Below are 25461 nucleotides of genomic sequence, written 5' to 3'. Positions count from 1 at the left end.
CGCACGAACGCCGCGCCTCCCCGGCCGGAGACCGCCCGCCCCCGCCCCGGCTCCCGGTCTAGGCCAGCCAGTCGAGGATGTGGCCGTTCACATCCTCCGGCCGGTCGAGCTGGAGAAAGTGCCCGGCGCCGGGGACGAGAGCGGTCCGCGACCCCGGCGGCAGGGCCGCCTGGACGGCGCCGAGGTCGCCGCCGGGTGCCACCACGTCCGTGCCCAGGCAGCCGTCCTCGACGCCGTGCAGGTACAGGACGGGCAGTTCGCCGACCGCGGTCGCCGCCTCCTGCTCGGCCGCGTAGCGCTTGAGGAGCCGGGTCGGGTCGAGCATGGCGCGGTAGTACCCGATCGCCGCCGCGACGTTGGCGGGCGTGGCCAGGCACTCCATGACGTGGTCGACGTCCGCGGACCGGTCGCGGCCGTCGTCGGGGGACCAGTCGCGCCAGAGCCCCTCGACGAACGCACGGTTCAGCGCGGCCTCGGCCAGCGGCGTCTGGAACACGAAGATGTAGAACGAGCGCCTGAGCTGCTCGTAGTCGAAGAACCCGGTCGCCATCACCGAGACCGGCGGGACGGACATGGCGACGACCCTGCGCCAGCGGCCGGGGGCGGCGTTCGCGGCGCCGTAGGCGGCGAAGGCGCCCCAGTCGTGGCCGATGACGACGGCGTCGGAGCCGCCTCCGAGGGCCTCGTGCAGAGCGATGGCGTCGGCCGCCAGGGCGCCGCTCTGGTAGGCGCCGTCCTCGGGGACCGGCGTGGGGGCGTAGCCGCGCATGAACGGCGCCACGGCGCGGTAGCCGGCGGCGGCGAGTTCCGGCATCAGATGCCGCCACGTGTGCGCCGAGTCGGGGAAGCCGTGCAGGAGAAGCGCCAGTGGCCCGTCGCCGGGGCCCGCCGTCAGGTATCCGAAGTCCAGCCCGTTCGCGGTGACCGATCCGGTCGTGATGCCGCCCATGTCCGCCTCCTCGGTTCGCGGCGCACGCTACCCCGGGGTGCTGCCGGGGGAGCGGCCGGGGGGCCGGGGACGGCGTGTCGCCCGCCCAGCACGACGGCTAGTGTGAGTGGCGTCACTCGGCCGATCAGTGTGCACGTGCGGCTTTACTTTGAGAGGCTGCATGTAAACCGAACCGGATTCGGAAAGCGATGAGGTGGTGGGCAGCGTGCTCAAGGTCGAGGACATCAACCTGACCGACTGGGAGTTCTGGCGTCAGCCGCACGAGTACCGGCACGAGGCGTTCAAGGCCCTGCGCCGGCATCCCGAGCTGGTTCACTACGAGGAACCCGACATCGTCATCATGCCGCAGGGGCCCGGCTACTACGCGCTGACCAGGCACGCCGACATCATCGAGGCGTCCCGGCGGCCGCAGGACTTCTGCTCGGGCAGGGGCGCCATCAGCATCCCGGACCTGCCCGGCGACATGCACGAGTTCTTCGGCTCCATGATCAACATGGACGACCCGCGGCACGCCAAGATCAGGCGGATCGTGTCCCGGGCCTTCTCCCCGCGCATGATCCAGCGGTTCGAGGACAAGGTCGAGAGCGTCGCCGCGCAGATCCTCGAGAACGTGGCGGCGGGCGGCGGCTCGGGCGACTTCGTCTCCGACGTCGCCGCCCGGCTGCCCCTGAAGATCATCTGCGACATGATGGGCATCGCCGAGGACCACTACCAGACCGTCCTCGACGCCACGAACGTCATCCTGGCGGGCAACGACCCCGAGTTCGTCCCGACCGACGACGCCGAGCAGATGGCGATGGCGCTGCTCGGCGCCGGCGAGACGCTCAAGAGCCTCGTCGAGGACCTCGGCCGGCAGCGCCGCGAGAACCCGACCGACGACCTCACGTCGGCGCTGGTGAACGCCAACATCGACGACGAGTCGCTGACCGACCAGGAACTCGGCTCGTTCTTCATCCTGCTGGTCGTCGCCGGCAACGAGACCACCCGCAACGCCATCGCGCACGGGCTGGACCTGTTCACCCGCCACCCCGACCAGCGGGCACTGCTCACCGAGGACTTCGACGCCCGCATGCCCGGGGCCATCGAGGAGATCGTCCGGTACGTGTCGCCGGTCATCTGGATGCGCCGCACCGCGACGTGCGACACCACGCTGAACGACCACCAGATCAAAGAGGGCGACAAGCTCGTCATGTACTACTGGTCGGCCAACCGCGACGAATCGGTGTTCACCGACCCGGAGAAGTTCGACATCCTGCGCGACCCCAACCCGCACGTCGGGTTCGGCGGGCCCGGGCCGCACTTCTGCCTGGGCGCCCACCTGGCCAGGCGCGAGATCACCGTGATGTTCCGCGAACTGCTCCGCCGGACCCCGGAGATCCGCGCGTCCGGCGAGCCGGAGCGCCTGGAGTCCAACTTCATCAACGGGATCAAGCGCCTGCCCTACACGATCTGATCCACCGGACCCGCGGGGCCGGGGCTTCGGCCTGCGCCGAGACCCCGGGCCCCTGAGCGGGTCTCAGCGCAGCTCGCGCTTGAGGATCTTGCCGGTGGCGGTCATCGGCAGCTCGTCGCGGAACTCGACGATCCGCGGGTACTTGTAGTTCGCGAACTGCTCCTTGCCCCACGCGACGAGTTCGTCCTCGGTGACGGAGGCGCCGGGCGTCCGGATCACGTACGCCTTGACCTCCTCGCCGTGCGAGGGGTGCTCGACGCCCACGACCGCGGCCAGCGACACCTCCGGGTGGGTCATCAGAACCTCCTCGATCTCCCGCGGGTACACGTTGTAGCCACCGCGGATGATCATGTCCTTGGAGCGGTCGATGATGTAGTAGTAGCCCTCCTCGTCGCGGCGGGCCACGTCACCGGTGCGGAACCAGCCGTCCTTCATCGAGTCCGCGGTCGCGTCGGGCCGCTTGTAGTAGCCCTTCATGATGTTGTGCCCGCGGATCGCGATCTCCCCGGGCCCCTCGCCCTCGACGTCCTTCCAGTCCTCGTCGATCAGCTTCATCTCGACGCCCCAGACGGGCAGGCCGATCGAACCGGCCTTGGCCGGGCGGTCCGGGCGGTTGAACGAGGCCACCGGCGACGTCTCCGACAGGCCGTAGCCCTCCAGGACGTCCACGTCGAACTTCTGCTTGATCCCCTTGAGGACCTCCATCTGCAGCGCCGAGCCGCCCGACACCGCGACCCGCAGGTTCTCCCGGATCGTCGCGATGTCCTCGTCGGACGTGTCGTCGGTCAGCAGCCCCCAGTACATAGTCGGGACGCCCGCGAAGATGTTCACCTTCTCCTTGACCATCAGCTCGATGGCCTGCTTGGCGTCGAACCTCGGCTGCAGGACGAGCGTCGCCCGCCGGTAGATGCCGACGTTCATCACGCACGTCTGCCCGAAGATGTGGAACAGCGGCAGCGTCACCAGCGACGTGTCGTGCAGGGTGCGGTAGAAGAGCGTGTCGTCCACCATCGCGTTCGCCAGCAGGTTGCTGTGCGTGAGCTCGGCGCCCTTCGGCTGGCCCGTCGTCCCGCTGGTGTAGATGATGACCGCGGTGTCGTTCGGCTCCGTCTGCACCGGGTCGAACGTGTTCGGCTGCCCCGCCAGCGCCGCCCAGAACAGCTCGGCGCCCTCGATCGGCGACTCGGCCGCCGCCGGGTTCGCGGGCAGCAGGAAGAAGTGCTCGCATCCCCCGGCCTGCTCGAACCCGGCGTACCCCATCTCGCCGAGCGGCAGCTCCGGCGTCCCCTCGAAGCAGAACAGCGCCTTGGCGTCGGAGTCGTCGAGGTGGTAGGCGATCTCCCGCGGCTTGAGCAGCACGTTCAGCGGGACGACCACCGCGCCCGCCTTGAGCGCCCCGAAGTAGACCATCGGGAAGTACGGGAGGTTCGGGGTGGACAGCGCCACCTTGTCGCCCGGTCCGACGCCGCGCGACCGCAGCAGGTTCGCGACCTGGTTGGCGACCGAGTCGATGAACGAGTAGGAGAGCCGGAGGTCGCCGAACACGACCGCGTCGCGGTCGGGGGTCTCCCTGGCGGCGTCCTCCAGCAGCACGGACAGGTTGAGCATCGGTGGGACTCCTCGCGCGAAAGGTGACCGGTCGGTTAGTTACCGACGAGTGTATGAGCCGTTTCGCACATCCTCCTGCATGGGGTTCGGCGCGCGCCATCCATCGCGCCTCTTTGACGTGCTGTTTCCGTGCCGTGAATAGACGCCTGCCACCGCCCGGCCGGCGGACCCGGCACATGCCCGCCCATGTCACCGTTACGATGTGCCGCTCCACCGAGAAAGGGTGCACGTCTTGATCATCTTCGGCTGGCGCGTGGTGTTCTTCACCCTGACCAGGGGAATCTTCCACTGTCCCGACTGCGGCGGCGACCGCGACTACCGCCGCCGGCAGGGGCGCAACTTCTTCACCCTGTTCTTCGTCCCGGTCATTCCCCTCACCAAGACCGGCGGTGAATTCATCCAGTGCGACACGTGCAAGGGCCGCTGGAACCCGGGCGTCCTCAACGTGCCGACCACCGCCCAGCTCGCCCAGATGCCCGCGATGCTCCTGCGCATGGCCATCGCCCAGGTCCTGCGTTCCGGCGACTACACCGACCCGTCCGCCCGCTCCCGCGCCGTGGCCGTCGTCCAGCAGGCCGGCGTGGCCGGATACGACGACGCCGCACTGAACGCCGACCTCGGCCGCCCGTTCGACGAGGTCCGCGCCGAGATGTCCCGCGCCGCCTCGGCGCTCGCCCCCGAGGCGCGCGAGAGCATCCTGCGCGCCGCCGCCGAGATCGCCCTCACCGACGGGCGGCTCAGCGTCTCCGAGGAGGAGACCCTCGCCGCCGTCGGCGCCGACCTGGAACTCACCCGTGTCCAGGTGACCGGCGTCGTCTCCATGGCCCGTCAGCAATCCGGCCATTAGTCCCGGCGGACGGGCTTGCGGTTGCGCTACTCTTGATGTATGTCAGCCAGGCTGCTCCTTGAACGACCACGTTGACGAACTGACGTCAGCGTGGTGGCCCCTCCTGTGCGAGGGGCCATTTCATGTCGGCAGGTGGCCTGGGGCCCCGCAATCAGCGAGCAAGAAACCGGAGTTGTAGGCGTGAGCAGCGACGAGCATTACGATCCGCGGGCGATTCAGGACAAGTGGCAGGCCCGCTGGGCGCAGCTCGAACCGTTCACGGCCGAGGAGGACAACACCGTCGACGAGCGGCGCTACGCGCTGGACATGTTCCCCTATCCCAGCGGTGACCTGCACATGGGCCACGCGGAGGCGTTCGGCATCGGCGACGTCCCCGCGCGCTACTGGTTCCAGCGCGGCTTCAACGTCCTGCACCCCATCGGCTGGGACTCCTTCGGCCTGCCCGCCGAGAACGCCGCCATCAAACGCGACTCCCACCCCGCCGAGTGGACCTACGCCAACATCGAGACCCAGGCGTCCTCGTTCCGGCGCTACGCCGCGTCCTTCGACTGGTCGCGGCGCCTGCACACCTCCGACGCCGAGTACTACAAGTGGACGCAGTGGCTGTTCCTGCGCTTCTACGAGCGGGGCCTGGCCTACCGCAAGGGCGGCCACGTCAACTGGTGCCCCAAGGACCAGACCGTCCTGGCCAACGAGCAGGTCGTCGGCGGGCACTGCGAACGCTGCGGCACCCTGGTCGAAAAGCGCGTGCTGACCCAGTGGTACTTCAAGATCACCGAATACGCGGACCGGCTGCTGGACGACATGGAGCAGCTGGAGGGCAAGTGGCCCGAGCGCGTCCTGCTGATGCAGCGCAACTGGATCGGCCGCTCCACCGGCGCCGACGTCGACTTCGTCATCGAGGGACGCGACGAGCCCGTCACCGTCTACACCACCCGCCCCGACACCCTGTTCGGCGCCACGTTCATGGTCGTCGCCGCCGACGCCGCCCTGGCCGAGGAGATCTGCGCACCCGACCACCGCGCCGCGTTCGAGGCGTACCGCGAGGAGGTCTCCCGCGAGAGCGAGATCGAGCGGCTGTCCACCGAACGCGAGAAGACCGGCGTGTTCCTGGGCCGCTACGCGGTCAACCCCGTCAACGGCGAGCGGCTGCCCGTCTGGGCGTCCGACTACGTCCTGGCCGAATACGGGCACGGCGCGATCATGGCCGTCCCGGCGCACGACCAGCGCGACCTGGACTTCGCGCTGAAGTTCGGCCTGCCCGTCCGCGTCGTCGTCGAGACCGGCCTGCCCGACCCGTCCGAGACCGGCGTCGCCACCCCCGGCGACGGCGCGATCGTCAACTCCGCGCCGATCGACGGGCTGACCAAGGCCGACGCCATCACCCGCATCACCGAGATCCTGGCCGAGCGCGGCACCGGCCGCGCCTCGGTGAACTTCCGGCTGCGCGACTGGCTGGTGTCCCGGCAGCGGTTCTGGGGCTGCCCCATCCCGATCGTGCACTGCGAGTCGTGCGGCGAGGTCCCCGTCCCGGACGAGCAGCTGCCCGTGACGCTGCCCGAAGGCCTGCGCGGCGCCGACCTGGCGCCCAAGGGCACCTCACCGCTGGCCGCCGCGTCCGACTGGGTCAACGTCGAATGCCCCAAGTGCGCCGGCCCCGCCAAACGCGACACCGACACCATGGACACGTTCGTCGACTCGTCCTGGTACTACTTCCGCTACTGCTCGCCCGGCTACGAGAACGGCCCGTTCGACGTCGAGCAGGTCCGCAAGTGGATGCCCGTCGACCAGTACACCGGCGGTGTCGAGCACGCCATCCTGCACCTGCTGTACAGCCGGTTCTTCACCAAGGTCCTGTACGACATGGGCATGATCGACTTCACCGAGCCGTTCCGCCGGCTGCTGAACCAGGGCCAGGTGATCAACCAGGGCAAGGCGATGTCCAAGACGCTGGGCAACGGCGTCGACCTGGGTGAGCAGATCGGCGAGTTCGGCGTGGACGTCGTCCGGCTGGCCATCCTGTTCTCCGGCCCGCCCGAGGACGACATCGACTGGGCGGACGTGTCACCGCACGGCATGTCCAAGTTCCTGTCCCGCGTCCACCGCATCGCCACCGAGGTCGCCTCCCCGCCCGGCGCCGACGTCGCGTCCGGCGACACGGCCCTGCGCCGCGTCACCGCCCGCACCATCGACGAGGCCACCACCCTGGTCGAGACGCAGCGGTTCAACGTCGCGATCGCCCGGATCATGGAACTGGTCACCGCGACCCGCAAGGCCATCGACTCGGGCCCCGGCGCGTCCGACCCCGCCGTCCGCGAGGCCGCCGAGACCATCGCGACGCTGCTGTCGCTGTTCGCCCCCTACACCGCCGACGAGGCATGGGAGCTGCTGGGACGCACCGCCCCGGTCATCCGCGCGGGCTGGCCGTCCGCCGACCCCGCGCTGCTGGTGGAGGAGACGGTCACCTGCGTCGTCCAGGTCGCCGGCAAGGTCCGCGACCGGCTGGAGGTCGCCCCCGGCATCGCCGACGAGGAACTGGAGCGGCTGGCCCTGGACTCCACCAGGGTTCGGGACGCCCTGGGCGGCGCCGAGATCGCCAAGATCATCGTCCGCGCCCCCAAGATCGTCAACATCGTCCCGAAGCGCTGACCGGGCACGGCACGCGAAGACGGCCGCCGGGTCCTTCCGGCGGCCGTCTCGGCGTGCGTCTCACATCGTGCGGTCTCACATCTTGCGGAGGACCGCCACGACACGTCCCAGCACCGAGGCCTCGTCGCCGGGGATCGGCTCGTAGGCGGGGTTCTGCGGCATCAGCCAGATGTGGCCGTCCCGGCGCTTGAAGGTCTTCACCGTCGCCTCGCCGTCGATCATGGCGGCCACGATGTCGCCCTGCTCGGCCACCGGCTGCTGCCGGACGACCACCCAGTCACCGTCCGCGATCGCGGCGTCGATCATCGAGTCACCGCTGACCTTCAGCAGGAAGTGGGTGCCCTCGCCGACCAGCTGCTTGGGGAGGGTGAACACGTCCTCCACGGCCTCCTCGGCCAGGATCGGCCCACCGGCGGCGATCCGCCCCACCAGCGGCACGTACGCGGGCGCGGGCCGCACCGAGGTCTGCTGGCCCCCGGCGGCCTCGTAGGCCTCCTCGTCCGTCCGCACCGGCGTCGAACCCGGCACGCGGACCTCCACGGCCCGCGGCCGGTTGGGGTCGCGGCGCAGGAAACCCTTGCGCTGAAGCGCCCGGAGCTGGTGCGACACGCTGGAGGTGCTGGTCAGACCCACGGCCTCGCCGATCTCGCGCATCGAAGGCGGGTACCCCCGGCGCTGCACCGAGTCGCGGATCACCTCCAGCACCATGCGCTGCCGTTGCGTCAGGCCCGTCTCGTCCATGGGCCCGTCGGGCAGCTCCCGGACCTTGCTCATCGCTCGTCGCCTCCCGGGCGCCTCGATCCGTCACTCCTTGTCATGGAACGCTATCGCGTCCCGGCCCGATGATCAAACAATTGTTCGAAGATGTGCTCGCTTTTTGTCGGCGCCCCCTGTAGAACATCGTACAGGCGTTCGATCGAAAATGCATTCGACGTCGAGGAGGGGAGAGATGTCGGGTTCACCCCACAGTGACCGGGTTCCGATCCGCCTAACCCGCCGCGGTCGCGCCGTCCTGGTCCTGTTCGCCGCCGCCGTCACGCTCGTCATCCTCTGGCTCACCGTCGGCACCGGCGCACTGGCCGGCGGCCGCGAAAGCCATCGCGGCCCGACCACCGCCGCCGAGACCGCCGCCGAGACCGTCGTCGTCGAACCCGGCGACACCCTCTGGGGCATCGCCTCCGACGCCGACCGGGGCACCGACCCCCGCGTCGTCGTCCAGCGCATCATCGACCTCAACGGCCTGGGCGGCGATCCCACCGTCCGGCCGGGCCAGGAGATCCGCCTCCCCGCCCGCTGATCTCCGGGGCCGAACACGGGCTCACCAGGGGGTCTGCCGCGGCGGAGTGTGCCGCCGGAGACGGTCTGTGACGACACGCCCGGGAGGAAATCCGGGAGGGCTCACGTGACCTGGGGGGACGCGCCGGATGTGGCGCGTGAGGCAGCGGATCAGGTTGCGAACGCCTGCGGTGAGCCGTACGGTTGACCACAACATCTAGTAGTCACACCGATGTACTTCACCTATATGTGGCGTTACTCGGAGGTGTGATGCGTTTCTGTCAGGGGAGGGATTGGACGTGCACTGCCCGTTCTGCCGCAACCCTGACACCAAAGTGATCGACAGCCGCTCCACCGACGACGGCGGCGCCATTCGGCGTCGCCGGTCGTGCGCGGAATGCGGCAAGCGATTCACGACGCAGGAGAATGTGCTCGTGATGGTGGCCAAGCGCAGCGGGGTCACCGAGCCGTTCTCGCGGGAAAAGATCATCGCCGGTGTGCGCAGGGCCTGCCAGGGCCGTCCGGTCGACGAGGATGCGCTCGCACAGCTGGGACAGCGGGTCGAAGAGGAGATCAGATCCTCCGGCTCCGCCGAAATCCCCTCGCACGAGATCGGCCTCGCGATCCTGGGGCCGCTCGGCGAACTCGATGAGGTCGCCTATCTGCGATTCGCCTCGGTCTACCGGAGCTTCGAGTCGCTGGACGACTTCGCCAAGGAGATCGAGACACTGCGGAAGGCCGGTTCCTCGGGGGAGCCCGGCCCGTCCCGGTAGGGGCGGGTTCCGGAAACACAAAGCAGCACAAGTAAGAGCGGCCTCCGCGCGGGCATGGCCCGTGCGGCGGCGGAGTTGTTCCTGAGCAGGGCCCGGCGGGAGGGCCCGAGAGGGGGAAGGTCATGACGGAGACGGTGAGCGGCTCGGCGGCACGACGCGGCAAGGGGAGCCGTAAAGGCCTGAAGATCGAGCGTATTTTCACCACACCCGGCGTGCATCCGTACGACGAGCTGCGCTGGGAACGTCGTGACGTCGTCATGACCAACTGGCGCGACGGCTCGGTGAACTTCGAGCAGCGCGGCGTCGAGTTCCCCGACTTCTGGTCGCTGAACGCCGCCAACATCGTCACGTCCAAGTACTTCCGCGGCGCGGTCGGCACACCGCAGCGCGAATGGAGCCTGAAGCAGCTCGTCGACCGCGTCGTGAGCATGTACGTCGGCACGGGCCTCGAACAGGGCTACTTCGCCACCGACCAGGACGCCGAGATCTTCGAGCACGAGCTGAAGTACGCCCTGGTCCACCAGATGTTCAGCTTCAACTCCCCCGTCTGGTTCAACGTGGGCACCAAGTCCCCGCAGCAGGTCTCGGCGTGTCTTCCGTACGAGTCGCTGGTGAGCACCCCTGCCGGGTTGATTCCGATCGGCAGGCTCGTCGAGGACGACGCCGTCGGCACCAAGGTGTACGACGCGACCGGGCTCACCCGCATCGTCGCCACCAAGGCCAACGGGGTTCGGGACGTCCTGCGAATCCACACCAAGGCCGGCTACACCCTGGACGTCACCCCCGACCACCTCGTCTGGAAGGCCACCGGGGCCGGAACGGGACGTTTCGTCCAGGCCGGTGAGCTCAAGGCCGGTGACCAGCTCGAATGGCACCGGCGGGACGCCTACGGCGAGACGGAGATCACCTCCCGCGGGTACGCGGAGTCCGCACTTGCGGGCTGGCTGCAGTCGGACGGATTCGTGGGACGGTACGAGACCGGCACGAACCGTTCGCTGACCATCGAGGCCATGACCGTGACCGACTCCGAACGGGAGTGGGTCGGCCGCCACCTGAACGTCGTCTTCCCCGGGGTCCACCGCCACGAGCGCACCGTCGAGACGCAGGACACCGATCTCGACTGCCGCCGCACCCGGCTCTACGGGGAGGTCCTGAAGGAGTACGTCGACGAGTGGGGGCTGCTGGCCCGCGGCGTTGACATGGTGGTCCCCGAGCGGCTCTTCACCGCGCCGCTTCCCCATGTCGCCGCCTACCTCCGCAGCGTCTTCCAGGCCGAGGGCCTCGTGTCCGCGCGCGAATCCTCCACGGTGGTCGAAGTCGACATGATCTCCGAAGAACTGATCCGGGGCATGCAGCGTCTCCTGCTGCGCTTCGGCATCTTCTCCAGGGTCGGCTTCAAGGCGGACGCGCGACCTGACCGGCACGGCTGCTGGACGCTGCGCATCCAGAACGCCGGAGACCGCCGCATCTTCGCCGACGAGATCGGTTTCATCGACCCGGTCAAGGCGCTCAAGCTGCACCAGGGCTTCGAGAAGCCGGGGCGCCCAGCCCACCCGATCAAGCGGCTGGAGATAGCCGAGATCGAGGAAATCGGCGCGATGGAGGTCTACGACATCCAGACCGAGAGCGGCGAGTTCCTCTGCGACAACATCCGGGTGCACAACTGCTTCATCCTGTCGGTGGACGACACGATGGAGTCGATTCTGGACTGGTACAAGGAAGAGGGCGTCATCTTCAAGGGCGGCTCCGGTGCCGGCCTGAACCTGTCCCGAATCCGCTCCAGCAAGGAACTGCTGTCGTCCGGCGGGACGGCCAGCGGTCCCGTCTCGTTCATGCGCGGCGCCGACGCGTCCGCCGGGACGATCAAGTCCGGCGGCGCGACGCGGCGGGCCGCGAAGATGGTCGTGCTGGACGTCGACCACCCCGACGTCGGGGAGTTCATCGAGACCAAGGCGCGCGAGGAGAACAAGATCCGCGCGCTGCGGGACGCCGGATTCGACATGGACCTCGGCGGCAAGGACATCGGCAGCGTCCAGTACCAGAACGCCAACAACTCGGTCCGGGTGTCGGACGAGTTCATGCGGGCCGTCGAGTCGGACGACGAGTTCGGGCTGCGCGCCCGGATGACCGGCGAGGTCGTGGAGACGGTCAAGGCCAAGGACCTGTTCCGCCTGATGGCCAAGGCCGCCTGGGAGTGCGCCGACCCGGGCATCCAGTACGACGACACGATCAACGACTGGCACACCAACCCCGAAACCGGACGTATCACGGCGTCCAACCCGTGCTTCCCCGCCGACCAGCGGGTCGTCACCGACAAGGGCCTCGTCCGCATCGGTGACATGGTGCGCCGGGCTGCGGCCGGGGAGACCTACGGCATCTACACCAACGACGTGACGTCCGAATCCGACCCGCAGGACCGCATCGTCGCGACCGACCCGGTGCGCTACATGGTGACCGGCACCAACGAGATCCTTGAGCTTCGGTTCTCGGACGGATCGCGGCTGAGGTGCACCCCCGGTCACCGTGTCTGGACCGCCAATCGCGGCTGGGTGCACGCCGAGGACCTGACCGAGGACGACGGGGTCGTCCGGTCCTTCCACCGGGCGAGCCGCGCCGCGGCGACGGGCGAGATCCCGATGGCCGCACACCACGCGGCGCAGGCGGCGGCGTCCCGGCACGCCCTGGACCTGCCGGAGAAGTGGGACGAGGACTTCGCCCACTACCTCGGTTGGCTGACCGGTGACGGGTGCGTCACCGAGGTCAGTGCCGTCACGGTCTACGGCACCGCGCGGGAGCAGGAGACGGTGATGCCTCGGCACGAGGCTCTGCTGCGCCGGATCACGGGCTCGGACCGCAAGCCGAGCGTGCAGCAGAACGGCACCCAGCAACTCCGGGTGGGCCACGAAGCCTTCCGCGCCTTCCTTTGGGCGCTCGGCGTCTCCGGTGGCCGCGCACCGGACAAGACCGTCCCGGCCGCCGTCTATGAGGCTCCGGAAGCGGAACTGGTGGCTTTCCTCCAGGGTCTCTTCGACGCCGACGGCTGCGTCGCCGACCTGGAGAACGGCACCCGGTACGTCGGCCTCGGAAGCCGGTCCGAGGAACTGCTCCTCGGCGTCCAGGAACTGCTGGCCTCGCTGGGCATCGCAGGACGCATCTACCGGACGGGTGCCAAGAAGGCGAGCTTCCACTACACCCGCAAGGACGGAAGTGAGGCGACCTACGGGTCGGATGGCCCGAGCTTCGACCTGCGGATCAGCGGCCAGGCCATGGTGGAGTTCGCCGCAGTGGTCGGCTTCGGCCTGCAGGCCAAGCAGGACGCGCTCCTCGGTCTCCTCGACACGACCAAGCGGTACAAGAAGGACCTGACCGTCCGGATGGTGTCCCGGGAGTCGAAGGGCTTCGAGACCACCTACAACCTCACCGAGCCCCGGAACCACTCCTACATCGTCAGTGGTGTGGTCGTAGCGAACTGCTCGGAATACATGAGTCTGGACAACTCGTCCTGCAACCTGGCGAGCATCAACCTGCTGAAGTTCCTCACGGACGCCGGGACCTTCGACATCGCCAAGTTCGTCAAGCTCACCGAGCTGATCATCACGGCGATGGACATCTCCATCACGTTCGCCGACTTCCCGACGGAGAAGATCGCGGAGACGACCCGCGACTACCGGCAGCTCGGGATCGGCTACGCGAACCTCGGCGCGCTGCTGATGGCGACCGGCCACGCCTACGACTCCGACGGCGGGCGAGCCCTGGCCGCGGCGATCACGTCCCTGATGACGGGCGTCGCCTACCGCCGGTCCGCCGAGATGGCCGGCGTCGTCGGCCCGTACGAGGGCTACGCGCGCAACGCCGACGGCCACAAGCGCGTCATGCGCAAGCACGCCGCCGCCAACGACGGCATCCGCACGTTGAACAACATGGACAAGGCCATCCACGCCGCCGCCGCGAAGCAGTGGCAGGAATGCCTGAAGGCCGGCGACAAGCACGGCTACCGCAACGCGCAGGCGAGCCTTCTCGCTCCGACCGGCTGCCTGACCGGCGACACGCTGGTGACGACCGACCGCGGCCTGATGCGGCTGTCCGAGATCGGGGACGTGTACGGCGATCGCTGGCAGGACCTGGACATGGCGGTGTCCACGGACGACGGTCCGCGTCAGGCGACCAAGTTCTTCGTCAACGGTGAAGAGCCGACTCGGCTGGTTCGGACCCGGGGCGGTTACACGATTCAGGGCACCCTGACGCACAGGGTCAAGGTGGTCGAGGAGGACACGGGCGCGTGGGTGTGGCGGCGGCTCGCCGACATCCGTGAGGGCGACCTGGTCCCCATGCAGATGCGGACACTCGTGGGCGAGCGTCGCGAGGTGCCGCTGCCTGTGCTCGATCAGGCGTACTACACCGGTGACCGCGGACTGGACGTTCCTGACTCGGTCACTCCGGGACTCGCCGAACTCGTCGGCTACTTCATGGGGGACGGAAGTCTCCATGCGAAGGGCCTTCGGTTGTGCGTGGCGGATGCGGACATGGACGTCGCCGAGCGGTTGCAGATCCTCGCGAAGGAACTGTTCGGCATCACCCCGGTGGTCACCCAGCAGCAGGGCTATCAGGAGGTCGCCCTCCAGTCCGTGCGGCTCGCCCGGTGGTGGAAGGCGGCCGGCCTGGCCAAGGACCTGCCCGGTGTGGACCACACAGGTAAGGGCTGGACCCCCCGGGTGCCCTCCGCGATCCTCGAGACCAACGACGGCGAGGTTTACGCGAGCTTCTTGAGGGGCCTGTTCGAGGCGGACGGCACGGTCGCCGATGGGGTCCCCAGCCTCTCGACCGCCTCCGCGTCCTTCGCCGGCGAGGTTCGGACGCTGCTGCTCGCGCTCGGCCTCGCGACGACCACGCGCACGACCGTCAGCGGATTCGGCGGAGACATCTTCCAGGTCCGCCTGCGGAACATCGATCACGCGCTGAACTTCGATGAGACCGTGGGATTCATCAGCGAGCGCAAGGCCAGGCTGATGGCCTCTCTGGAGCCCGCCCGGTCGGCGAAGAACGACCACGTCATCCTGCCGCGGGCCACGTGGGACCGGATCGTCCCTGCCGGACACCCGTCGAGGGACGCGGTCCTTCAGTCGCTCCGCAAGCATGGTGGCGTCCCTCGCATGCTGGCCCAGTCCCTGTACACCCAGGCATTCGATGAGCGGCTCGGGCACGCGCTCGGGTACCTGTTCGAGCGGGTCGAGGCCAACGAGGACGGCGGTGTCCAGCCGACGTACGACCTGTCCGTGCCGGACAACGTCACCTATGTGGCCAACGGCATGGTGAGCCACAACACCATCGGGCTGATGATGGACTGCGACACGACCGGGATCGAGCCGGATCTGGCGCTGATGAAGTTCAAGAAGCTCGTCGGCGGCGGGTCGATGCAGATCGTCAACCACACGGTGCCGCGGGCGCTGGAGATGCTCGGCTACCAGCAGGAGCAGATCGAGGCGATCGTCGAGTACATCGCCGAGCACGGTCACGTGGTGGACGCTCCCGGGCTGCGGCCCGATCACTACGAGGTGTTCGACTGCGCGATGGGGGAGCGGGCGATCAGCCCGATGGGCCACGTCCGGATGATGGCGGCCGTCCAGCCGTTCCTGTCCGGGGCGATCTCGAAGACCGTCAACATGCCGGAGAAGGCCACCATCGAGGACATCGAGCGGGTGTACTTCGAGGGGTGGCGGCTCGGGCTGAAGGCCCTGGCGATCTACCGCGACAACTGCAAGGTGGGCCAGCCGCTGTCGGCCGCGGGCAAGAAGGAGGTGGCGGAGCCGGTGGAGGCGGCGACGCCGCGTCCGGTGCGCAAGCGGCTGCCGAAGCAGCGGCCGGCGACCGTCACCCGCTTCTCCGTCGCGGGCGCCGAGGGGTACATGACGGCGTCGTCCTACCCGGACGACGGTGTCGGTGAGGTCTTCCTCAAGCTCGGCAAGCAGGGTTCCACGCTCGCCGGCGTGATGGACGCCTTCTCCATGGCGATCTCCATCAGCCTGCAGTACGGCGTCCCGCTGGAGACGTGGGTGGAGAAGTTCACCAACATGCGGTTCGAGCCGGCCGGCATGACCGACGACCCCGACATCCGCATGGCGACGTCGGTGATGGACTACATCTTCCGGCGGCTGGCACTGGACCACCTGCCTTACGAGGAGCGTGCGGGTCTCGGCATCCTGACCGCCGGGGAGCGCGCCATGCAGGCCAACGGTGAGGACCCGGCGGCCCTGCACGGGGACGATGTGGTCGACCACGAGTCGCTGGCGCAGTCCGCCGAGATCACCAGGCCGGCGGCTCCGGCTTCGGCTCCGGCGGGCGAGGCGCATTCGTCCATGGAGGTCATCGAGAGCCGCCAGGGCCGCACCGCGGACGCGCCGCTGTGCCTCACCTGCGGCACGAAGATGCGTCCCGCGGGCAGCTGCTACGTCTGCGAAGGCTGCGGCTCCACCAGCGGCTGCAGCTAGTTACGGGCCGAGTTGCAGCACATGCAACATCCGGCACGCTCGGCGTAATGCACTTTCCCTGGCCGGGGGAGGGTGGGGTCGCTCCCCGCTCTCCCCTGGGCCGGGGCACCGCGAAGACTACGATCAGGTCATGCCTTTGACGGTGGATGACGTCGACCGGTTCGAGCTGGCCAGGCCTCGCCTGGAGGCCATCGCCTACCGTCTCCTCGGCTCCGCGCACGAGGCACAGGACGTGGTGCAGGAAACGTTCCTGCGCTGGCAGGCCGCTGATGTCGACCGCGTCGAGGTTCCTGAGGCTTGGCTGACGAAGGTGCTCACCAACCTGTGCCTGAACCACCTTGCCTCCGCGCGGGCACGCCGCGAGACCTACGTGGGCCAATGGCTCCCCGAGCCGCTGCTCGCGGGCGACCTGATGCTCGGCCCGGCCGACACCGCTGAGCAGCGCGAATCGGTGTCGTACGCGGTTCTCACCCTCATGGAGCGCCTGTCCCCCAACGAACGGGCCGTTTATGTGCTGCGGGAGGCCTTCGACTACACGCACCGGGAGATCGCCGAGATCCTCGACATCACCGAGGCCGCCAGCCAGCAGATCTTTCACCGTGCCAAGAAGCATGTCGCGGACGGCAGGGCCCGCAGCGAAATCGACGAGGCCGCCGCCCGCCGGATCGTGGAGGAGTTCCTCGCGGCCGCCGCCAGTGGCCGGACCGATGAGCTCGTACGCCTGCTCACCAAGGACGCCATCTCCATCGGCGATGGCGGAGGGAAGGTCCCGGCACGCACCAGGGCGTTGGAGGGAGCCGTCGCGGTCGCGAGGTTCGTGTGGACCCTCCTCAAGCCCGCCGAGGCCAAGCGCGCCATCGTCGGCGGCTCGTCCGAGATATACGCCTGGATCGCCAATGGCGAACCCGCCGTTGTGGCCGTCGTGGAAGGCCGGGTCGTCGCCATCATGTGTCTGGACGTCACGGCCGAGGGCATCACCGCCTGCCGTACCCAGGCGAACCCCGACAAGCTCGAACGCGCGACCGAGCAATGGGCGGCGGCCGACCATGGAGAGCCTCTCCTCATGGTGTGACGCACATCACATTCGACTCCTGTCAGCAATCGGCGGGCCATCCGGTTCAAGTGGCGAACCCGAACCGAGAGCAAGGGAGCCGACGATGAGAGTGCTGGTGGCGGGAGCGACCGGAGCGATGGGCAGGGAGCTCCTGCCTCGTCTGGTCGATGCGGGACACGAGGTGTTCGCCATGGTCCGCAGCGAAAGCGGCAAGTCCAGGGCGGCAGGGCTGGGTGCGGTACCGGTCATCGCCGACGCCCTCGACCGCGCCCAGGTCGAGGCGGCCGTGCGCGAGGCGGCCCCGGAGGTGATCGTTGACCAGTTGACCGCCATCGGGCACATCGACACCCGCCATTTCGAACGCAGCTTCGCCGCCACCGACCGGCTGCGGATCGAGGGCACCGACAACCTGCTCGCGGCCGCACGCGCCGCCGGTGTACGGCGGTTCGTCGCCCAGAGCAACGGCGCGTTCACCTACAGCCGGACCGGCGGGCCGGTCAAGGACGAACAAGACCCCCTGGACCGCTCACCGGTCGCCCAGATGGCCTCGATGATCGCCGCGATCGAGCACTTGGAGAAGGCCGTGCTGAACGCCGCCTGGACCGAAGGGATCGTGCTGCGCTACGGCGCGTTCTACGGACCCGGCACCTCCATGGCGCCGGGCTCCGAGCAGTTCGAGATGATCCGCAAACGCAAGTTCCCGATCGTCGGCGACGGCGGCGGGGTGTGGTCGTTCGTCCACATCGCCGACGCCGCAGAGGCCACGGTCGCAGCGGTGGAGGGCGGCGGCCGCGGTGTCTACAACATCGTCGACGACGACCCCGCGCCGGTCGCCGAATGGCTGCCGGAACTGGCGGCGATGCTGGGCGCCGGGAAACCGATGCGCGTACCGCGGTTCGTCGGACGGCTGGCCGCCGGAGCGGCCGGTGTCGTGCTCATGACCGAACTCCGCGGCGCATCCAACGCCAAGGCCAAGCGCGAACTGGGCTGGCACCCGGCACACCCCACCTGGCGTGAGGGACTCCGGGTTGCGACGTGACTTGCTGGGCGTCTGGAACCGGGACCGGCGGCTGCCGGCGATCGACAACCGCCTGTCCCGGCCGTGGGCCGTCCCCGGCTTCGAGTGGCTGCTCTCCGCCGGTAAGGCGCGGATCGGAAGGGAGCCCGGCCGGGTGTGAGGGCCGGGCTCGCGCCGTGTCCGCTCTACTGGGCGGGGTTCGTGTCGGTGCTCTCGGGGGCGGTGCCGCCGTTCGGGCGGCGGCGCTTGGCGGGCTTGCGGCGTCCGGCGACGAGGGTGTCGTCGTCGGTACCGGTGTTCTTGGCGCCGGTGTCCGCCCCGGGGGAGCCGGGCAGGGCCGGGGTCTTCTCGTGGCGCGGGGACGACGGCTTGCGGGCGGGTTTGGCGACGGGCTTCGTCTCCGCTTGGCGGAGTGATTCCACGAAGCTCTTCGCGTCGTCGTCGCCTTCGTCGTCCGGGCTCTGTTGCCGCTTGCGTGCGATCCACTGGTCGAGGGTCAGCCGGCCGCCGCCTCCCGCGGCGAACAGGAGGCTGGCCATGCCGAGGACGAGGACGAGTTCGAAGCCGTTCTCGACTGTGGCGCCGTCCACGAGGAACAGGCCTTCGCCGGCGTGGACGAACACGAACGCGCCGGCCATGTCCAGGAACAGCATGGCGCCGGTGACGGGCAGGCCCAGCCCGGCGATCAGCGCGGCGCCGCCGAGCAGTTCGACGAACGCGGAGTAGACGGCGGCGGCGGTGGGCAGCGGTACGCCGAGGTCGTCGAACGACCGGCTGGTCGCGGTGACGCCCGCCTCGATCTTCTGCCAGCCGTGGGCCATGAACACGACACCCACGCCGACCCGCGCGAGGACCGCCGCGATGTTGTAAAGCGGTCGTGTGCGCATGCCATCGACTCCTTCTACGGGGGATTCGGCCCGGTTTTCGACGGAGAGTATGACGTCTGCCGGACGGATCGCGCGAACATACCAGGTGAAGTGGCCCCAGGAAGGGACAATTGGTAACGGTGCACGGTGGCGGCATGATCGCCGAGGTACCGGACGGTGATGGTCCCGCGCGGCCGTGTTCGTCAGCGGGTGCGGCCCCTGGGCTTCAGGGGGGTGGCGGGCATGGTGGGCGCGGGGAGCGGGGCGCCGTCGTAGCCGTTCACGGTGCCGAAGCGGTCGCCCTCCATCCAGTCCTTGCGCGCCTGGGCGATCTCCTCGCCCGTCCGGCCGATGAAGTTCCACCACATGACGAGCTTCTCCTCGAACGGCTCACCGCCGAGCAGGACGAGGCCGCTGTCGCCGTCGGCCCTCAGCGGCAGCTCGCGGCGGCCGCTCCCGAGGTACAGCATCGAGCCGGGCTCGACGCGCATGCCGTCGACCTCGGTGACGCCGGACATCGTGAGCGCCGCGTACTCGAAGTCGGGTTCGACCGGCAGCCGCACGTGGGCCCCGTCCTCCAGGGCGAGGTCGGCGCCCATGATCGGTGTGAAGGCCGTGCCGGGCGAGGCGGTCCCGTCCAGCTCACCGAGGATCACGGTGGCGCTGAGACCGGGCCCGTCCACGACGGGCAGGGCGGCATGGTGCTCGAACGCGGGCTCGGTGTGCCGGTGCGTGTCGGGCAACGCCACCCACAGCTGGGCGCCGTGCAGGATCGGCGAGTGCCGGCGGGGTGATTCCTCGGAGTGCGCGATGGCCCGTCCGGCGGTCATCAGGCCGAGTTCCTTCGGCCGGACGGTCTGCAGGCTGCCGAGGCTGTCGCGGTGCAGGACCTCGCCGCCGTGCAGCCAGCTCACCGTCTGCAGACCGATGTGCGGATGCGGCGGCACCTGCATGCCCGGCTCGTCGGTGATGTCGTCCGGCCCGTAGTGGTCGACGAAGCACCAGGCGCCCACCATGCGCCGTCCCAGACTGGGCAGGAGCCGGCGGACGACCGTGGATTCGCCCAGCGGCACCCGCCGCGGCGGCAGGAGTTCGTGGACGGGGCGTCCCGCGGCGTCGTCCCGGCCGCCGCACTCGACCGGCTTCGGCCGGACATCGAGATTGCTCACCACGCCACCTTTCCCTCGACCGCTGCTTCTACGATGCCCTACCGCTCGCGACCCCAAGCACTGCCCTGTCGATCGGTAAAATCATGCAAGCTTCCCTTTTTGGCGTATGTTAGGGAGTGATGAAGGAGAAAATGTACTCAGTCGAGGAGGTCGCCGATCATCTCGGCCTGCATGTGCGTACCGTGCGCGGCTACATCCGGGCCGGCCGGCTCAGGGCGGTGCGGATCGGAAAGCAGTACCGGATCGCCGAGGCCGACCTGGAGGAGCTGACCGGACGGGACCGGCCCGAGGTGTCCCTGCCCGCCGGGGCCGCGCACGTCGAGGTGTCGAGCATCGTGCAGATCGACGGTGTCGACCGTGCCGCGGCCGACCGGCTGGGGACGCTCGTCCTGGCAGGGGTGAACACCGGCGATCCCCGCGACCCGCTGCGCGTGCAGGTCGCCCACGACCAGGAGCGGAACCGGATGAAGATCGTGATACTGGGCGGCGCCGCCGCCACCGCCGACGTGCTGCGGATGCTCGAAGCCGTGCTCGGCGATGACAGCGGCCTGTTCGTGAGGGGGGACGGCGATGACTGACGTGATGCAGGAGCGGGCCGGGGTGCAGGTTCTGGTGTGCGACCCGGACGGGCCGCGGGTGACGACCACGCAGGACGCGCTGGACCTGATCGGTGCGGCCTTCCTCGGCGCCGAGGTGGTGGCGGTGCCCGCGAGCCGCCTGGACGAGAGCTTCTTCTCCCTGGGGACCCGCTTCGCCGGCGATGTCATGCAGAAGTTCGTCAACTACCGGCTGCGTCTGGTCGTCTTCGGCGACATCTCCGGTCACCTGGCGGCGAGCCCGGCGCTCCAGGCGCTCGTCCGCGAGTCGAACTCGGCCGGGCACGTGTGGTTCGTTCCCGACCTGGAGGCGCTCGACGAGCGGCTGCGCGCGGTCGCCTGAGCGGCCGGGCCGGCCGGCTCCGCGACGGCCGGGCCTTGAGGCACGCCGATGCGCTGCCGCGCAGGTCGGAGGCGGTGGTTCCGGTGCGTGGAATCCGGGGTGGTCGCGCGGGGTTCACCTGTATGTGATGCACGGTGAGTACAAGGTTCCGGGCGGCAAGCTCGTCGTCGCCGACGTCGATGTCGTGGACGGCCTGCTGAGCGGGCCGAGGATCAGCGGTGACTTCTTCCTGGAGCCCGACGAGGCGCTGGAGGCGATCAACGCCGTCCTGGACGGCCTGCCCGCGAAACTCGACGCCAGGGCGATCGGCGTCCGCGTCCAGGCGGGTCTGCCGCGGGACACGGTGATGCTGGGGATCACCGCCGAGGCCGTGGGGATCGCGGTGAAGCGGGCCGTCGCGCGGGCGTCGGACTGGCGCGACCACGACTGGCGGCTGATCCACGAGCCGCCGCGGGAGCCGGTGCTGCACATGGCGCTCGACCAGGTCCTCGCCGAAGAGGTCGGGGCGGGGCGCCGGCCGCCGACGCTGCGGGTGTGGGAGTGGGCGTCGCCCGCGGTCGTCATCGGCAGTTTCCAGTCGCTGCGCAACGAGGTCGATGCCGAGGCGGCCGCGCGGTACGGGGTGGACGTCGTCCGGCGCATCAGCGGCGGCGGCGCGATGTTCATCGAGCCGGGCAACACGATCACCTATTCGCTGTACGCGCCGGAGACGCTGGTGGCCGGCATGTCGTTCGCGGAGAGCTACGCGTTCCTGGACGACTGGGTGCTCGGCGCGCTCGGCGAGGTGGGGATCAGGGCCTGGTACCAGCCGCTGAACGACATCACCTCCGACCAGGGCAAGATCGCGGGCGCGGCGCAGAAGCGGCTGGCCGCGGGCGCGGTGCTGCACCACGTGACGATGGCCTACGACATCGACGCCGAGAAGATGGTGCGGGTGCTGCGGATCGGCCGGGAGAAGATCTCCGACAAGGGGACCGCCAGCGCGGTCAAGCGCGTCGACCCGCTGCGCCGCCAGACCGGCATGGCCCGCGAGGAGATCATCGACCGGATGATCGGGCACTTCCGGGGCCGGTACGGGCTGACCGGCGACCGGGTGAGCGAGGATGAGATGCGCCTCGCCGGCAAGTACGTCACGGACAAGTTCGGTACCCCCGAGTGGACCGCCCGCGTCCCGTGAGCGGGCCGGGCGCCATGACGCGGACCGCGGCCCGGACGGAACTCCGGGCCGTTTCCATGCGTCGTTCGTCATGGCAGGTCGCCGGGCCGCGCGACTGGTCGTAGGTTGGGGACATCGATCGATGATGAGGAGCGTTCATGTCGCTGCAGAAGGGCGCCAACACCACGGTGCCGGTTCCCTCGGTCCGGGTCGAGCTCGGCTGGCAGAGCGGTCCGGGCGTTCCGGACGCGGACGCGTCGGCGCTTCTGCTGGCGGAGACCGGCCGGGTCCGTTCGGACGACGATTTCGTCTTCTACAACCAGCCGGCGCACAACTCGGGCGCGGTCCGGCACGATGGCAAGCAGCGGGGGGCGACCGTCGTCGACGTCCTGTCGGTCGATCTGAACCGCGTCGAGCCCGCCATCGACAGGATCGTCATCGCGGCGTCCGCCGACGGGGGGACGTTCGGCGAGTTCCAGGGCCTGTACGTGCGCGTGGTGGACGCGGCGGCCGGGGCGGAGGTCGCCCGGTTCGACAGCGAGGGCGCCACGACGGAGACGGCGTTCGTGCTCGGTGAGCTTTACCGGCGGCAGGGGGCGTGGAAGTTCCGTGCGGTCGGGCAGGGCTATGACTCCGGGCTCGGCGGTCTGGCCACCGACTTCGGGATCTCGGTCGACGAGCCCGCCCCGGAGACCGCCTCGCCGCCCCCCGCGCCCGCGCAGCCCCAGGCGCCGCCCCCGCCTCCCGGCGGCCAGTACGCGCCGCCCCCTCCTCCTGGTGGGCAGTACGCGCCGCCCCCTCCTCCGCCTCCTGGTGGGCAGTACGTGCCGCCTCCGCCCGGACAGTTCGCGCCGCCGCCGCCTCCTCCGCCCCCACCGGGCGGCCAGTACGCGCCCCCGCCCCCGCCTCCCGCGCCCGCTGCCGCGCCGCCTCCGGCGCAGCCGCAGCAGCAGGGCGGCACGATCTCGCTCACCAAGAACGCGCCGTCGGTTTCGCTGACCAAGCACGGCGCGACGTCCGGTCACATGCGGGTCAACCTCAACTGGACCGCCCGCGAGGGCGTGGCCAAGGGGCTGCTCGGCAAACGCCGCCGCGGCCACGACCTCGACCTGGACCTGTGCTGCCTCTGGGAGCTGCAGGACGGCCGCAAGGGCATCATCCACGCGCTCGGCGACATGGGTGCGCTGGAACGTCCGCCGTTCATCAAGCTCGACAAGGACGACCGCACCGGGGCGATCGCGTCGGGCGAGAACCTCCACATCAACCTCGACCACACCGCGGACTTCAAGCGGATCCTGGTGTTCGCCGAGATCTACGACGGTGCCGACGACTTCCGCGGCCTGGACGCGATCGCGACCCTGTACCCGAAGGGCGCGCCGCCCATCGACATGCGCATCAGCGACTGTGTCGACGCGTCCCGTGACGCGGTCCTGGCGCTCATCGAGAACGTGGGCGGCGAACTGGTCGTCCGCCGTGAGGGACGCTTCGTCCTGCCGCCGCCCGGCCGTCCGCGCTGGGGGAAGATGTCGGTCGACCAGGCGTACGGCTGGAATCTGGAGTGGGTCGCCGCACGCGGCAAGGACTGAACCCGTCCGTTCGCGCAGGCGCGTACACGGGCCCGGAACGGTCGGCTGATCCCGGCCGACCGTCCTGGGCCCGGCGCCGATCGTCGGCTTACGCGGTCTTCACCGTGTCGGCCAGTTTCTTGTCGCGGGCCACTCTCACCAGGGCGGCGCTCAGCCGGGCCATGTCCTTGCCGGGGACCTTGGAGGCGAGTTCGCTGGCGTCGGTGGGGAGCCCCAGCCGTTCGGCGCCCTTCTTGACCTGGCTGTCGACGTAGGGGCGGAGCCAGGGCCAGATGGACTGGGCCTCGCGGCAGAAGATGTCCACGCCGGTCGGGCCGATGCCGGGGAACTCCCGCAGCAGTTCGGCGGCTTTCTCTGGATCGCGTCCGGCTTCGATGGCGAGGCGCCGCAGGTCGCCCTTGTACTTGTCCTGGACCATCTGCGCGGTGTCGCCCAGTCGGGACGCGGTGCTCTCGTCGTAGCGGACGTAGTGGCCGCGTCCGAGCGCGTCGACGCGTTCCTGCCACGTCAGCCCGCTCATCCCGCGTGGCGTCCCACCGCCGGCGGCGAACAGTTCACGTGCCGCCGACAAAGCGATGTCCGACGAGATGCGCGCGCTCAGCAGGTTGGCCAGGACGAGCAGCTTGAACAACGCGGCCGGCTGGTCCTTCAGGGGGATGCCGGCCTCCTCGGCGAACGTCTCGCCGGACTCGTGGAGCAGCTTCTTGACGACGGTGTCCATGGCATTACCTCCCGTCGTCGCGTCTACCCGAGCCGGCGGACGTGACTCATGCGGGGACGCCGGACGGCGTCACAGAAGGCTCAGCTGGCCTTCACCGGCGAGCGGGTCGCGGTGTTTCTTCAGGTGCCGCCAGCGCGGGAGGTCGTCCAGGTAGGACCACGACATCCGGTGATGCGGTGTGGGCCCTGACTCCCGGAGGGCCTTCTGGTGGACGGGCGACGGATACCCGGCGCTGTCCGCGAACCCGTATCCGGGGAACTCGCCGTCCAGGCCGGCCATCAGCCGGTCACGATGGACCTTCGCCAGGACGGACGCGGCAGCGACCGTGACCGACCGCTGGTCGGCCTTCACCTCGCAGCGCACCCGCCAAGGCCGGCTCAGGAAATCGTGCTTGCCGTCCAGGATGACCACGTCGGGCGCGACGGGCAGCGCCTCCAGGGCGCGGACGGCGGCGCGCCGCAGCGCCTCCGTCATGCCGACCTCGTCGATCTCCTCGGGGCCGGACGCGCCGATGGCGTGCCCGGCGAGCCAGCCGGGCAGCAGTTCGGCGAACGACTCACGGTGGGCTTCGGTGAGGAGCTTGGAGTCGGTCAGCCCGATCGTCCTGTCGCCTCTGCCCTTCAGCACGGGCGGCGGGGTCAGGTCGGTGACCGCCGCGCACACGACGACCGGGCCGGCCCAGGCGCCGCGGCCGACCTCGTCCACCCCGGCGATCCTGATGGGACGGCTGCTGCCGGACGGCGCGGCCTGAAGCTCGTCCTCGATCTCGTAGCCCGCGACGCGTGGGACGTCCTTGGCGGCCGCTGGGGCGGAGTCCAGTCCGGGCAGAGCGTGGGTGGAGTCGGTCAAAAATTCTCCTTAGATCGTGAGCCCCATCATGCCGAACATCGTTGTGGACACGACGAATGTCCTG

The 25461-nt window shown here is 69.5% G+C and carries 20 protein-coding genes; 13 read left to right on the top strand and 7 right to left on the bottom strand.

The window, feature by feature from the left end; translation table 11 throughout:
* Nucleotides 1–58: 58 nt before the first annotated feature.
* On the bottom strand, nt 59–949 hold the full coding sequence (locus ACGFIS_RS19065) for an alpha/beta fold hydrolase (RefSeq protein WP_392971913.1): 891 nt from the start codon (nt 947–949) through the stop codon (nt 59–61).
* Nucleotides 950–1154: 205 nt separating this feature from the next.
* On the opposite strand from ACGFIS_RS19065, the gene ACGFIS_RS19060 reads away from it, so the two are divergent.
* Nucleotides 1155–2402 (top strand): cytochrome P450, encoded by a 1248-nt coding sequence (locus ACGFIS_RS19060; protein WP_392971911.1) that lies wholly within the window; start codon nt 1155–1157, stop codon nt 2400–2402.
* Between the two features lie 63 nt (nt 2403–2465).
* Here ACGFIS_RS19060 and ACGFIS_RS19055 read toward each other — a convergent pair whose 3' ends face one another.
* A complete protein-coding gene (locus ACGFIS_RS19055; protein WP_392899499.1) occupies nt 2466–4010 on the bottom strand; it encodes a long-chain fatty acid--CoA ligase in 1545 nt (514 codons plus the stop codon).
* Between the two features lie 223 nt (nt 4011–4233).
* Here ACGFIS_RS19055 and ACGFIS_RS19050 point away from each other — a divergent pair, with 223 nt between their 5' ends.
* Together ACGFIS_RS19050 and leuS are read left to right on the top strand one after the other, a co-directional pair.
* Nucleotides 4234–4857, top strand: coding sequence for a hypothetical protein (locus tag ACGFIS_RS19050; RefSeq protein ID WP_392899496.1), 624 nt, complete (start codon nt 4234–4236; stop codon nt 4855–4857).
* Nucleotides 4858–5007: 150 nt separating this feature from the next.
* The gene (leuS, locus tag ACGFIS_RS19045) at nt 5008–7506 is read left to right on the top strand and encodes a leucine--tRNA ligase (protein WP_392899613.1); all 2499 of its coding nucleotides are present in this window, start codon (nt 5008–5010) and stop codon (nt 7504–7506) included.
* 75 nt (nt 7507–7581) lie between these two features.
* Here leuS and lexA read toward each other — a convergent pair whose 3' ends face one another.
* Complete coding sequence (gene lexA / locus ACGFIS_RS19040; protein WP_392899493.1) at nt 7582–8280, bottom strand: transcriptional repressor LexA; 699 nt, start codon at nt 8278–8280, stop codon at nt 7582–7584.
* 175 nt (nt 8281–8455) lie between these two features.
* Here lexA and ACGFIS_RS19035 point away from each other — a divergent pair, with 175 nt between their 5' ends.
* The 6 genes from ACGFIS_RS19035 to ACGFIS_RS19010 all read left to right on the top strand — a co-directional run bounded on the left by ACGFIS_RS19035 (nt 8456) and on the right by ACGFIS_RS19010 (nt 18271).
* Entirely contained in the window at nt 8456–8803 is a 348-nt protein-coding gene (locus tag ACGFIS_RS19035) for a LysM peptidoglycan-binding domain-containing protein (RefSeq protein ID WP_392971909.1), read from the top strand.
* A gap of 277 nt (nt 8804–9080) precedes the next feature.
* Nucleotides 9081–9554 (top strand): transcriptional regulator NrdR, encoded by a 474-nt coding sequence (gene nrdR, locus ACGFIS_RS19030; RefSeq protein ID WP_392899488.1) that lies wholly within the window; start codon nt 9081–9083, stop codon nt 9552–9554.
* 122 nt (nt 9555–9676) lie between these two features.
* Complete coding sequence (locus ACGFIS_RS19025) at nt 9677–16039, top strand: LAGLIDADG family homing endonuclease (protein ID WP_392899486.1); 6363 nt, start codon at nt 9677–9679, stop codon at nt 16037–16039.
* Between the two features lie 130 nt (nt 16040–16169).
* The gene (sigJ, locus tag ACGFIS_RS19020) at nt 16170–17111 is read left to right on the top strand and encodes an RNA polymerase sigma factor SigJ (protein WP_392899484.1); all 942 of its coding nucleotides are present in this window, start codon (nt 16170–16172) and stop codon (nt 17109–17111) included.
* A gap of 85 nt (nt 17112–17196) precedes the next feature.
* Nucleotides 17197–18132 (top strand): NAD-dependent epimerase/dehydratase family protein, encoded by a 936-nt coding sequence (locus ACGFIS_RS19015; RefSeq protein WP_392899482.1) that lies wholly within the window; start codon nt 17197–17199, stop codon nt 18130–18132.
* The gene (locus tag ACGFIS_RS19010) at nt 18122–18271 is read left to right on the top strand and encodes a hypothetical protein (protein WP_392899479.1); all 150 of its coding nucleotides are present in this window, start codon (nt 18122–18124) and stop codon (nt 18269–18271) included. The genes ACGFIS_RS19015 and ACGFIS_RS19010 overlap by 11 nt, the downstream gene beginning before the upstream one ends.
* Nucleotides 18272–18296: 25 nt before the next feature.
* On the opposite strand, the gene ACGFIS_RS19005 is transcribed toward ACGFIS_RS19010, so the two are convergent.
* Together ACGFIS_RS19005 and ACGFIS_RS19000 are read right to left on the bottom strand one after the other, a co-directional pair.
* Nucleotides 18297–18998: a DoxX family protein gene (locus ACGFIS_RS19005; RefSeq protein WP_392899476.1), complete on the bottom strand. Its 702-nt coding sequence runs from the start codon at nt 18996–18998 to the stop codon at nt 18297–18299.
* Nucleotides 18999–19180: 182 nt separating this feature from the next.
* Complete coding sequence (locus ACGFIS_RS19000; RefSeq protein WP_392899473.1) at nt 19181–20146, bottom strand: pirin family protein; 966 nt, start codon at nt 20144–20146, stop codon at nt 19181–19183.
* A 131-nt stretch (nt 20147–20277) separates the two neighbouring features.
* Here ACGFIS_RS19000 and ACGFIS_RS18995 point away from each other — a divergent pair, with 131 nt between their 5' ends.
* The 4 genes from ACGFIS_RS18995 (at nt 20278) to ACGFIS_RS18980 (ending at nt 23827) form a co-directional block, all read left to right on the top strand.
* Nucleotides 20278–20724 (top strand): helix-turn-helix domain-containing protein, encoded by a 447-nt coding sequence (locus ACGFIS_RS18995; protein WP_392899471.1) that lies wholly within the window; start codon nt 20278–20280, stop codon nt 20722–20724.
* Nucleotides 20717–21085 (top strand): DUF4180 domain-containing protein, encoded by a 369-nt coding sequence (locus tag ACGFIS_RS18990; protein WP_392899469.1) that lies wholly within the window; start codon nt 20717–20719, stop codon nt 21083–21085. The genes ACGFIS_RS18995 and ACGFIS_RS18990 overlap by 8 nt, the downstream gene beginning before the upstream one ends.
* A gap of 127 nt (nt 21086–21212) precedes the next feature.
* A complete protein-coding gene (locus tag ACGFIS_RS18985) occupies nt 21213–22262 on the top strand; it encodes a biotin/lipoate A/B protein ligase family protein (protein ID WP_392899466.1) in 1050 nt (349 codons plus the stop codon).
* Between the two features lie 137 nt (nt 22263–22399).
* Complete coding sequence (locus tag ACGFIS_RS18980) at nt 22400–23827, top strand: TerD family protein (RefSeq protein ID WP_392899464.1); 1428 nt, start codon at nt 22400–22402, stop codon at nt 23825–23827.
* Nucleotides 23828–23915: 88 nt separating this feature from the next.
* Here the strand turns inward: ACGFIS_RS18980 and ACGFIS_RS18975 are convergent, their stop codons facing one another.
* Both ACGFIS_RS18975 and ACGFIS_RS18970 read right to left on the bottom strand, forming a co-directional pair.
* Complete coding sequence (locus ACGFIS_RS18975) at nt 23916–24548, bottom strand: endonuclease (protein ID WP_392899461.1); 633 nt, start codon at nt 24546–24548, stop codon at nt 23916–23918.
* A 69-nt stretch (nt 24549–24617) separates the two neighbouring features.
* On the bottom strand, nt 24618–25367 hold the full coding sequence (locus tag ACGFIS_RS18970; RefSeq protein WP_392899610.1) for a ribonuclease HII: 750 nt from the start codon (nt 25365–25367) through the stop codon (nt 24618–24620).
* Nucleotides 25368–25461 lie beyond the last annotated feature (94 nt).

The sequence above is a fragment of the Spirillospora sp. NPDC048824 genome (genome assembly GCF_043198455.1).
In the GTDB taxonomy this organism is placed as follows: domain Bacteria; phylum Actinomycetota; class Actinomycetes; order Streptosporangiales; family Streptosporangiaceae; genus Spirillospora.
This window is presented reverse-complemented; position numbering and strand designations above follow the sequence as displayed.

Coding starts and splice junctions, on each gene's coding strand:
- lexA (WP_392899493.1), bottom strand. CDS start 8,280: ATGAGCAAGGTCCGGGAGCTGCCCGACGGGCCCATGGACGAGACGGGC.
- ACGFIS_RS19055 (WP_392899499.1), bottom strand. CDS start 4,010: ATGCTCAACCTGTCCGTGCTGCTGGAGGACGCCGCCAGGGAGACCCCC.
- ACGFIS_RS19065 (WP_392971913.1), bottom strand. CDS start 949: ATGGGCGGCATCACGACCGGATCGGTCACCGCGAACGGGCTGGACTTC.
- ACGFIS_RS19025 (WP_392899486.1), top strand. CDS start 9,677: ATGACGGAGACGGTGAGCGGCTCGGCGGCACGACGCGGCAAGGGGAGC.
- sigJ (WP_392899484.1), top strand. CDS start 16,170: ATGCCTTTGACGGTGGATGACGTCGACCGGTTCGAGCTGGCCAGGCCT.
- ACGFIS_RS18995 (WP_392899471.1), top strand. CDS start 20,278: ATGTACTCAGTCGAGGAGGTCGCCGATCATCTCGGCCTGCATGTGCGT.
- ACGFIS_RS18980 (WP_392899464.1), top strand. CDS start 22,400: ATGTCGCTGCAGAAGGGCGCCAACACCACGGTGCCGGTTCCCTCGGTC.
- ACGFIS_RS18985 (WP_392899466.1), top strand. CDS start 21,213: ATGCACGGTGAGTACAAGGTTCCGGGCGGCAAGCTCGTCGTCGCCGAC.
- ACGFIS_RS18990 (WP_392899469.1), top strand. CDS start 20,717: ATGACTGACGTGATGCAGGAGCGGGCCGGGGTGCAGGTTCTGGTGTGC.
- ACGFIS_RS19005 (WP_392899476.1), bottom strand. CDS start 18,998: ATGCGCACACGACCGCTTTACAACATCGCGGCGGTCCTCGCGCGGGTC.
- ACGFIS_RS19015 (WP_392899482.1), top strand. CDS start 17,197: ATGAGAGTGCTGGTGGCGGGAGCGACCGGAGCGATGGGCAGGGAGCTC.
- ACGFIS_RS18975 (WP_392899461.1), bottom strand. CDS start 24,548: ATGGACACCGTCGTCAAGAAGCTGCTCCACGAGTCCGGCGAGACGTTC.
- ACGFIS_RS19035 (WP_392971909.1), top strand. CDS start 8,456: ATGTCGGGTTCACCCCACAGTGACCGGGTTCCGATCCGCCTAACCCGC.